Here is a 9,532-nt window from a genome sequence, read left to right on the forward strand (position 1 = left end):
ATCATCAACGGATCGCGACGCCCCGCTCGGCATTTCAGGTGGTGGGGGCGAGCTGCTGCATGATCGCAGCCATATCCAGCCAGACCTGTTCCCGGCTCATCAGTCCGTCGCGAACCTCGCAGACGTGCAGGATCTTGAAATCCACGGGCCGGTTATTGCCCGGAATTCCCATGAACATGCCGGTTGCCCGCCCGTACCAATGGGATTCGTCGATGAAGAAGTTCTCGCCGTGGTACCGGCTCAGAACTTCGAACTTGTCCTCGGTCAGGCCGTCGAAGAGTTCGACATAGCGTGCCCTGATGGCAGCGCGGTCGGTGAGCACCCCCCGGGGGTCACCGACCACTTCGTGCACCACTCCCTCGGCAAGGGTGTCCATGATGGCGTCCACATCCTTGCGGCCCTCCGCGGCAGCATGCCGCTCGAAAAGGGCATCGATCTCGTCGCGGGTCATAGCGACCACCTCCTGTTTTACGAGATAGTGCTATCTTCATGAGATGAGCTTCTCACGTCAAGAGAAATTTCTCAGCAGCGGTAGACAGAATCAGAAACAACGCACCCGCGAAGCTCTGCTCGACGCCGCCATGACCCTCGCCCGCGACGGACAGTCCCCCTCCATCGCCGAGGTCGCCGAGGCCGCCCGCGTCTCCCCCGCCACCGCCTACCGCTACTACCCCAATCCCGGCTCCCTCTGGGCGGATGTGGCCAGCCGGATGCAGATCACGGCCACCGGATTTCCGGAGCTGCTCGAGGAGCTGCCCGACGATGCCGAGGAACGCATCGACAAGATCGTCCGCATTACCGCCGAAATGCAGTTCGCCGACGAAGCCGTGTGGCGCAGGCTCGTCCGCGCCGCGCTCGACCGCTGGTTCGACCAGGCCAATGCCCCCGAGGCCGAACGAGTTCCGATCCGGGGCAATACCCGGCTGGAAATGGCGCACCTGGCCATCGAACCCCTCGCGGACCGCCTCACCCCCGACCAGATGGACCGCCTGGCCAACGCCCTCACCTTCGTCTACGGCATGGAAGCCCTCGTCACCACGCGCGACACCTGCGATCTGGACACCGCTACCGCCATCGACACCATGCGCTGGGCCGCCCGAGCCCTCATTCGAGCCGCCCTGGCCGAGGCCGAGACCGGAACACCATGACGACGGCCAGCACGGCGTATCCGGAGATCACGGCTATCCGAAACCCATTGGTGTCCATGTAGCGCGTGTACGCCGCGTGCAAGCCGCCATCGGCCCGCCACACCGACCCGGCGTCCCGCACCTCCTCGGCCCACGCACCCCACCACCAGATCCTGGTGACGAACACCGAAACCTGTAGCGCCAGTGTGGTGATGATCAACCACAGCGGCACCCCGCGCGGCCGCAGCCACAACAGCAGAACCGAACCGGCTACTCCCACCACCCCGGCCGGAATCACGGTCAGATCCGACAGCCGCTCATACCCGGCATCGAACTCCGCCATCCGCCCCGGCTCGACATACCGCAGCGCGCGATGATGCATATGCGTCATCCACGCCAGCCCGGCCCCGAACACACCGGCCACCGCCGTCAGCACCAGCACGGGAAAACCCCAGCGCTCCTTCACGATTCCCTCCACGGTGATCCGAGCTCCCACCCCTCCACCGTGTCATCACCGCCCGCCCCCGGCATCCGGCCCCGGCACGAATCCCGATGTACCTCCACAGAAGTACGGAGCAGGCTCAGCTGGCGGCGGAAACCTTTTCGGCGTGGGCGGTGGTGAGGAGTTCCCAGGCGTGGGCGCGGCCGGTTTCGGTGTCGCCGAGGCCGGCGAGCATGCGGGCCAGTTCGACCACGCGTTCGTCCTGGGTGAGGGCGCGGACGCCGGATTTGACGGCCTTGCCGTCGTCGAGTTTGTCGACGACCAGGTGGGTGTCGGCGAAGGCGGCCACCTGGGGGAGGTGGGTGACGACGATGACCTGGTGGGTGCGAGCGAGGCGGGCCAGGCGGCGGCCGATTTCGACCGCGGCGCGGCCGCCGACGCCGGCGTCGACCTCGTCGAAGACCATGGTGGTGCCGTGTTCGGAGCTGGCGAGGACGACTTCGAGGGCGAGCATGATGCGGGAGAGTTCGCCGCCGGAGGCGCTCTTGTTCAAGGGCAGTGGTTGCGCGCCGGAGTGGGCGGCGAGGCGGAACTCCACCTCGTCTACGCCGGTGGAACCGGCGTGCAGGTCTTGGCCGTCGATCGTCAGGGGTGCGGAGTCCTGGACGCCGGCGGGGACGGGGCGCACCACGACCTCGAGGCGGGCGCGGCCCATGGCGAGGCCGCCCAGTTCGGTGCTGACGGCGGACGCGAGCTTGCCGGCGGCCTTGGTGCGGGCGGCGGTCAGCTTGCGGGCTGTTTCGCGGACCTTCTCGGCCGCGGTCTCCACCTCGGCGGCGAGGGCGGCGAGGGCCTCCTCGGAGACGTCGAGACCGGCCAGCCGGGTGCGCGCGTCCTCGGCCCAGGCGATCACGCCGTCGACATCGGGGGCGTATTTCCTTGTGAGCGTTTTCAGTTCGGCCTGGCGGGTGAGCATGGTGTCGAGCGCACCCGGATCCGAGGGCAGATCCGACAGGTAGGAGCTCAGCTCGGTGGTCAGGTCGACGACCACCGAGATGGCCTCGTCCAGGCGCGGGGCCAGACCGGTGAGCTTCGGATCGTCGGAGGCTTCGATGCGGGCGCGAGCGGTGCCGAGCAGGTCGAGCGCACCCGCACCGTCGCCCGGATTGTCGGCGGGTCCGGCCAAGGCATCGTGAGCGGTGGAGGCCGCCTCGCGCAGCGAATCCAGATCCGACAACCGCCGCACCTCGTCGATGAGGTGCTTGTCCTCACCGGGTTCCGGTGCGATGGCGTCGATTTCGGCCAGCGACTGGGTCAGATGGTCGGCTTCCAGGGCCAGCTCGCGGCTGCGGGCGGTGCGCTCCAGCAGCTGGTTGCGGGCCTCGAGCCAGGTGCGGCGGGCCTTCTGGTACTTGGTCAGCAGCGGGGTGACCGCGTCGGCGGCGAACTGGTCCAGCGCGTGCAGCTGCTGGTCCGGCCGCTGCAACCGCAGCTGATCGTTCTGGCCGTGCACGGTGAGCAGCGGCGTGGTGAAATCGCCGAGCACCGAGGCGGGCACGCTGCGCCCGCCCAGGTGGGCGCGGGAGCGGCCATCGCTGCCGACGGTGCGGACGGCGATGATGCTGCCGTCGTCGTCGGCCTCGGCGCCGGAGGATTCCATGACCTCCTCCACTTCGCCGCGGGCCCCGTCGTGGACTTCCGCCACGGTGAAGCGACCCTCGACGACCGCGCGCGAGGCCCCGAGGCGCACCCGCCCGGCATCGGCTCTGGCGCCGCTGAGCAGGTGCAGGCTCGTCACCACCATTGTCTTGCCCGCACCGGTCTCACCGGTCAATACGGTCAAACCCTCGTGGAATTGCGCGGTGGCGGTGGAAATTACGCCCAGCCCGTCAATCCTGATCTCTGTCAGCACTCGTGCTCTCCGTTCGCCGTCGGCCTCGCCAGCCTGTCACGGGCAACTGGAATTTGCGCACCATCCGGTCGGCGAAGGGCGCGGAATCGAGTCGCACCCAGCGCACCGGCTCGGTCCCGCGGACCGTCTCGACCCGGCCGCCCCGCGGCAGTGCGAGGGTGCGTCGGCCGTCGAGGAAAACTATCGCATCATGGCCGGTGGCAACGGTTTCCACGGCGATCAGCGAATCCGGGCTGGTCACCAGGGGCCGTGCGAACAACGCATGCGCATTGCTCGGAATCACCAGCAGCGCTTCGAGTTCCGGCCACACCACCGGGCCGCCGGCCGAGAAGGCATATGCCGTCGAACCGGTCGGCGTGGCGATCAACACACCATCGCAGCCGAACGACGACACCGGGCGGCCGTCGACTTCCAGCACCACTTCGAGAACGCCCATGCGCGCGGCATTCTCGATGCTGGCCTCGTTCAGCGCCCAGCCGCGTTCCACCACCACATCGTCCACACGCACGCTGACATCGATGGTCATGCGCTGCTCGATGGTGTAATCGCGCCGCACCACCTGGGATAGCGCCTCATCGAGGTGCTCGGCCTCGGCCTCGGTCAGAAAACCGATGCTGCCCAAGTTGATTCCCAGCACCGGCACCGACGCATTGCGCGCCAGTTCCGCCGCCCGCAGGAAGGTGCCGTCCCCGCCGAGGGAGAGCACCATCTCGCACCCGGCGGCCGCATCCGGATTGTGTTCCATGATCCGCACCGGATACCCGTCGGGCGCGCCCGCATCGTCGATATCCAAACGCGTGCTGTACGCCTCGTCCTCGAGCACCCGCAGGCTGATGCCCGCCTGATCGAAGATCTTCGCCACGCGATGCGCCGTTTCGGTGATCTCGGACCGACCCGGATGCGCGACCAGCAGGATTTCCCTCGCGGTCCCCTGCGCGTTCACTGCGGACCCTCCTCCACCGCCCTGGCAATCAGCGCGGAGACCCGCGCCTGTTCCTCCGCATCGTAGGCGAATCCGGGGACATCTCCCCGATCGCTATCGCCTTCGATACGGCTCGAGGCAGTTTCGTCCTGCGCGGTATTCACGTCCTTACGCAACCACAGGAAGTACTCCACATTCCCGGACGGACCGGGCAGCGGGCTGGCCACCACCCCGCGCGTGCGCAGTCCCAGCTCGGCGGCCGCCGCGGCGACATCGCCGACGACCTCGGCGCGCAGGGCCGGATCCCGCACCACGCCACCGCTTCCGACGCGTTCCTTGCCGACCTCGAACTGCGGTTTCACCATCGGCAGCAGATCCGCGCCCGGCGCACAGCACTGCGCCAGCGCGGGCAGCACCAGGCCGAGGGAGATGAAGGACAGGTCGGCGACCACCAATTCGACGGTGCCGCCGATGAGTTCGGGTGTCAGCGCCCGCACATTGGTGCGATCGTGCACCCGGACGCGATCGTCGTTCTGCAGCCGCCAGATGAGCTGCCCGTAGCCGACATCCGCGGCCACGACCTCCTTGGCGCCCTTGGACAGCAGCACATCGGTGAAGCCGCCGGTGGACGCGCCCGCATCCAGGCAGCGCTTTCCATCGACCGACACACCCTGCGGCTCGAAGGCTTCGAGGGCCCCCAAAAGCTTGTGCGCCCCGCGCGACGCCCACTGCACCTCGTCGGGTTCGTCCCGCACCAGCAGCGGCGTGCCCGCTTCCACACCGGTCGCCGGTTTGGTGGCGACCGTTCCATTGATCAGGACGCGTCCCGCCGAGATCAGTTCGACCGCGTGCTCCCGCGATCGCGCCAATCCGCGGCGAACCAGTTCCGCGTCCACCCGTGCGCGCCTGGCCACCTCAGATCTTGTCCACCGTGGCCAGGGCCTGCACCAGCACGTCATGGGCCTGCTCCAGAATCCGGGCGCGGCGCACGATATCCGCGCCCGCCTCCGCCGAATCCCGGCCGCCCGCCGATAGTTCGGCCAGCAGCGCATCCACCTCCGCCCGCACCCGCTCCGGGTCGGCGAACTCCTGATTCGCGCCCGCCAGATGCTGCCCGGGCAAGGGCACCCCGGGACGGGGTCCCTCAGCGGGAATCTGCGGGCGTGGCATAGGCGTACTCATGGTGGCGACAACGCTACCCGAACTCTTATTCGAACACACGTACCCGTGCCGCTGTCCGTGCGGTTCGGGCGATAGGTGCGAGTCGTCCGATAGCTGGACGGCGGCAAACCGCGTGCCGAATCGACAATTCGGGCCGCGATAACGGCATTCTCCCGATCAGCCGCGGCAGCCGTGGGAAGTTGACTCTCACACGTTGTTTCGAGTGGAGCTGTCGATGTCCAGATATGTCCTGATCGCCGCCGGCGTACTCTTCCTGCTCTATCCCGCCCTCCGGCCGTGGGAGGACGAATCGACCACCGACGGCGCGGTCGCCGCCATGGGTTCGACCGCCTGGGTGATCGCGCACCTGTGCGCGATGATCGGCTTCATCCTGGTATCGCTGGGGCTGCTCGCATTGCGCGACCGGATCGGGATCGGGCCGGTGATGACCACCTGGATCGGCGTCGGGCTGGTGCTGCCCTATTACGGCGCGGAGGACTTCGGGCTGCACGCCGCCGCCACCGCGGGGTCCCGGGACGACCTGCTCGACGTGTTCGAAGCCTTCCGGTACGGCGCCATCCCCGCGGCCATGTTCGCGGCCGGGCTCATTGCGCTCGCCGCGGGCGCGATCTGGGTGGCGGTCACGTTGCGCACGAATGCGGCGATTGCCTTCGCGGCCGGTTTCGCACTCTTCATGCCGCAGTTCTTCGCGCCGCCGGCGATCCGCATCGCCCACGGCGTCCTCGTCCTCATCGGTTGTGTGTGGCTGGGCCTGAGCACCACGGCCCGGAGCCCCGTCAGCGAACCGGAGCGCGCCTGAAACACGACGACCCCCGGCCGAGTGGCCGGGGGTCGTTGCTCTACGTCTCGATTACTCCTGCGCCGAAGGCGGCGCGGCGACCGCGATCGCGCGGCCGGGATGCCGCGCCAGCAGCTCGGTGATGGCGGCGACGATATCGCCGTCGGCCACCGACAGGGGGGCGGTATCCGGGATCGGATGATTCAGGGCATCCAGCGATTCCGCGATGTAGGTGGGCAGCCGGTCCGCGGGCTGGGTGCGCAGATCCGCGAGAGTGCTCACGCCGGTGAGGACCATGAGAGATTCCAGGCCGACCGTGTGCGCACCGTCGATATCGGTATCGAGGCGATCGCCGACCACGAGAGCGTCGCGGGTGCCCGCGCGCTCCATGGCGTCTTCCAGCAGTGGCGCATAGGGTTTGCCCGCCACGATGGGATCGCGATCCGAGGCGGTGCGCAGGGCCGCCACCATGGAGCCGTTGCCCGGCGCCAAGCCGCGCTCATTGGGAAGGGTGGCATCGGTATTGGCGGCCACCCAGAGCGCGCCCGCTCGCAGTGCATACGACGCCTCGGCCAGGTCGGCCCAGGCGGTCTGCGGGTTGTGGCCCTGGACCACCGCCGCCGGGGCGCTGCCGTTGAACCGGCGGATCGGTTGCAGGCCAACGGCATCCACCTCGGCCATCAGGTCGTCGGTGCCCACCACGAGCACCGTCGCACCCGGATCGAGACGGGAGGCCAGCAGGTGAGCCGCCGCCTGCGCGCTGGTGACGACCTCGTCCGCGGTCGCGGCGTAGCCGAGCTCGCGCAGATGCCCGGCCACCGCGGCGGCCGAGCGGCTGGCGTTGTTGGTGACGTACATCAGCCGCTGGTCATTGCCGCGCGATTCCGAAAGCGCTTGCGGCGCACCCGGAATCACTTCGTGACCACGGAACAGGGTGCCATCCAGGTCCAGCAGGAGTGCACCGAAACGATCCCTCAGGCGCATGACGCCGCCCCTCTCACAACTACTCGGCCGTGCCCTTCGCAGCGGTGCCTTCGGCCTGATCCTCTTCTGCCGCAGCGGCTTCGAGCTCCTCGGCCGACTCCTCGGCCGCATTGGCCTCGTCAGCGTCGTCGTCCGAATCCTCGTCGTCGGAGTCCACATCCCACTCGGCGCGGTCCGCGCCGCCCTCGGCCAGCTCGGCGGCGCGATCCTCGGCGTCGGTCTCGCCGTCGAGGTCCGCGGACGCGGAGTTCATGAACCAGGTGAGGGCCTCCTCGCCGCGATCGGCGGCCAGCAGCGCCTCGGCGTAGGCGTAGAACAGCCGGGCCGCGGCCGAACCCGTGCGCGACGGATCCAGTTCGGAGGTCTGCAGGGTCACCACGGCCTGGTCGTACTGCCCCAGATCCATGCGCGCGCCCGCGACCACAATGCGCAGCTCGGTGGCCTCATCGCCCTGCAGGGCGCGCGCCTCGTCGCTGCGGCCGAGTTCGATGGCCCGCTCCGGGCGGCCCAGACCGCGCTCGCAGTCGGCCATGACGGCCAGCAGGCCCGAACCACCGGACATGCGGCGCGCGGTGCGCAGCTCCGAGAGCGCCTCGGCCCACTCACCGGCGTGATACGCGGCCACACCGGCGGTTTCGCGAACCACCGCGATACGACCGGCCCGCTGCCGGGCGGCCCGCGCGTGCGCGAGCGCCAGCTCCGGATCCTCGTCCAGCAGCTGCGCCACCATGACCAGATGCCGGGCCACCGCCTCGGCATTGCTCTTGTCCAGGCTCAGCAGATCACGGCGCACTGCCGGCTCGAGATCGGAGGCCTGCACGTCGTCCGGCAGCGCGGGCTCATCCGGGCGGGCCGCACGGCGCTCGCCACCGCGGCCGCCGCCGACCCGCGCGCCCTCGCCGCCACGACGCCGATCACCCTCGAACGAACGCTCGGAACGCTCCGGGCGGTCGCCGCGCTCCGGACGGTCGCCACGGTCCGGACGCTCGGACCGGTCACGGTCGTACCCGCGGTCGGAACCCGACCGCTCACGGTCGAACCGCGCCGGACGATCCCGATCGGGCCGCTCGGAACGATCCCGCTCCGGACGATCGGACCGATCGAAGCGCTGCGGGCGATCCCGATCGAAGCCTTCGCGACGATCGCGGTTGTACCCGCCGCCCGCATTGTCCCGGCGGTCGCCGCCGAATCCGCTGCGGCCGTAGCTCTTCCGGTCATCCCGGTCGCCACGCTCGGCGCGATCCCGGCCGAAGTCGCGGCCGCCGTTGTCGCGGGAGTATCCGCGGCCGCCGTCACGGCTGTCACCACCGCGGTTGAATCCGCCACGGCCCTCGCCGCCCCGATTGAACCCGCCCCGGCTGTCGCCACGGCCTTCACCGCCACGGTTGAACCCACCGCGGCCGCCCTCACGATTCTCGCCGCCGCGGTAACCGCCACGGCCGCCCTCGCGGTCGCCGCCCCGGTAACCGCCGCGATCGTTGTCTCGACCCTCGCCGGACCGGCGGAAGCCGCCACGATCGTTGTCGCGGCCTTCACCGGAGCGACGGAAGCCGCCACGATCGTTGTCGCCGCCACGGTTGAACCCGCCGCGACCACCGTCGCGGCTGTCATTGCCGCGGTTGAATCCGCCGCGGCGGTCGGAGCTGTCGTTGTCGCGGCGGAAACCGCCACGGCCGCCCTCACGACCCTCGTTGTCACGGTTGAAGGAGCCGCGCCCGCCGTAACCGGGGCGTCCGCCCTCACGGTTACCGCCCTCGCGGTTGAAGCCTCCGCGGCCGGCATTGTCACGGCCGCCTTCGCGATAGCCGCCGCGGTCCCCACCACGGCGTTCCCCCGAATTGTCTCGCGCCGGTCCCCCGAAACCTCCCTGCCCCGATCCGCCGCTGCGGCGGAAAGGCTTCCGGCCTTCGTTCTGGTCCGACACGATGATCCCTCTCTGTAAGTATTCTGCGGTACCCAGCTCGCGGCGCTGGTGCGCGTGAGGGCCGGCGGGGCCATCCCCGCCACCCTGAATTCAATCACGCACCTTCGAGCGTCCTCGCGGCGCGGGGTGCTTAAACGCCGAATGGGGACCCAGTGATGGGTCCCCATTCGCGAATGATGTTCCGGCGGTGTCCTACTCTCCCACACCCTGTCGAGTGCAGTACCATCGGCGCAGGTGGCCTTAGCTTCCGGGTTCGGAATG

At 69.3% G+C, this 9,532-nt stretch carries 11 protein-coding genes; 3 read left to right on the forward strand and 8 right to left on the reverse strand.

Annotated elements, in window-relative coordinates; translation table 11 throughout:
* Window positions 1-34 precede the first annotated feature (34 nt).
* Window positions 35-451: an ester cyclase gene (locus ACFVIV_RS39060; protein WP_379205363.1), complete on the reverse strand. Its 417-nt coding sequence runs from the start codon at window positions 449-451 to the stop codon at window positions 35-37.
* 43 nt (window positions 452-494) lie between these two features.
* Here ACFVIV_RS39060 and ACFVIV_RS39065 point away from each other — a divergent pair, with 43 nt between their 5' ends.
* A complete protein-coding gene (locus tag ACFVIV_RS39065; RefSeq protein ID WP_379205364.1) occupies window positions 495-1,148 on the forward strand; it encodes a TetR/AcrR family transcriptional regulator in 654 nt (217 codons plus the stop codon).
* Here ACFVIV_RS39065 and ACFVIV_RS39070 read toward each other — a convergent pair.
* The 5 genes from ACFVIV_RS39070 to ACFVIV_RS39090 form a co-directional block, all read right to left on the reverse strand.
* Window positions 1,105-1,623: a hypothetical protein gene (locus ACFVIV_RS39070; RefSeq protein ID WP_379205366.1), complete on the reverse strand. Its 519-nt coding sequence runs from the start codon at window positions 1,621-1,623 to the stop codon at window positions 1,105-1,107. The two genes, ACFVIV_RS39065 and ACFVIV_RS39070, sit on opposite strands and share 44 nt — an antisense overlap.
* Before the next feature lie 85 nt (window positions 1,624-1,708).
* Window positions 1,709-3,481: a DNA repair protein RecN gene (gene recN, locus ACFVIV_RS39075; RefSeq protein ID WP_379205368.1), complete on the reverse strand. Its 1,773-nt coding sequence runs from the start codon at window positions 3,479-3,481 to the stop codon at window positions 1,709-1,711.
* On the reverse strand, window positions 3,459-4,424 hold the full coding sequence (locus tag ACFVIV_RS39080; RefSeq protein ID WP_379205370.1) for an NAD kinase: 966 nt from the start codon (window positions 4,422-4,424) through the stop codon (window positions 3,459-3,461). The genes recN and ACFVIV_RS39080 overlap by 23 nt, the downstream gene beginning before the upstream one ends.
* Window positions 4,421-5,317, reverse strand: coding sequence for a TlyA family RNA methyltransferase (locus ACFVIV_RS39085; RefSeq protein ID WP_379205371.1), 897 nt, complete (start codon window positions 5,315-5,317; stop codon window positions 4,421-4,423). Before ACFVIV_RS39085 ends, ACFVIV_RS39080 begins: the two co-directional genes overlap by 4 nt.
* A gap of 1 nt (window position 5,318) precedes the next feature.
* Complete coding sequence (locus ACFVIV_RS39090; protein ID WP_379205373.1) at window positions 5,319-5,585, reverse strand: hypothetical protein; 267 nt, start codon at window positions 5,583-5,585, stop codon at window positions 5,319-5,321.
* 214 nt (window positions 5,586-5,799) lie between these two features.
* Here ACFVIV_RS39090 and ACFVIV_RS39095 point away from each other — a divergent pair, with 214 nt between their 5' ends.
* The gene (locus ACFVIV_RS39095) at window positions 5,800-6,384 is read left to right on the forward strand and encodes a hypothetical protein (RefSeq protein WP_379205374.1); all 585 of its coding nucleotides are present in this window, start codon (window positions 5,800-5,802) and stop codon (window positions 6,382-6,384) included.
* Between the two features lie 51 nt (window positions 6,385-6,435).
* On the opposite strand, the gene ACFVIV_RS39100 is transcribed toward ACFVIV_RS39095, so the two are convergent.
* Window positions 6,436-7,347 carry an HAD-IIA family hydrolase gene (locus ACFVIV_RS39100; protein ID WP_379205376.1) on the reverse strand — a complete coding sequence of 304 codons (912 nt, stop codon included), beginning with the start codon at window positions 7,345-7,347 and terminating at the stop codon, window positions 6,436-6,438.
* 19 nt (window positions 7,348-7,366) lie between these two features.
* On the reverse strand, window positions 7,367-8,140 hold the full coding sequence (locus ACFVIV_RS39105; RefSeq protein WP_379205378.1) for a hypothetical protein: 774 nt from the start codon (window positions 8,138-8,140) through the stop codon (window positions 7,367-7,369).
* Between ACFVIV_RS39105 and ACFVIV_RS39110 the strand changes: the two genes are divergently transcribed.
* Window positions 8,084-9,289, forward strand: a complete 1,206-nt coding sequence (locus tag ACFVIV_RS39110) for a hypothetical protein (protein ID WP_379205379.1) — start codon at window positions 8,084-8,086, stop codon at window positions 9,287-9,289. The two genes, ACFVIV_RS39105 and ACFVIV_RS39110, sit on opposite strands and share 57 nt — an antisense overlap.
* Window positions 9,290-9,532: the final 243 nt, after the last annotated feature.

The sequence above is a fragment of the Nocardia sp. NPDC127526 genome, from assembly GCF_042672265.1.
In the GTDB taxonomy this organism is placed as follows: Bacteria; Actinomycetota; Actinomycetes; order Mycobacteriales; family Mycobacteriaceae; genus Nocardia.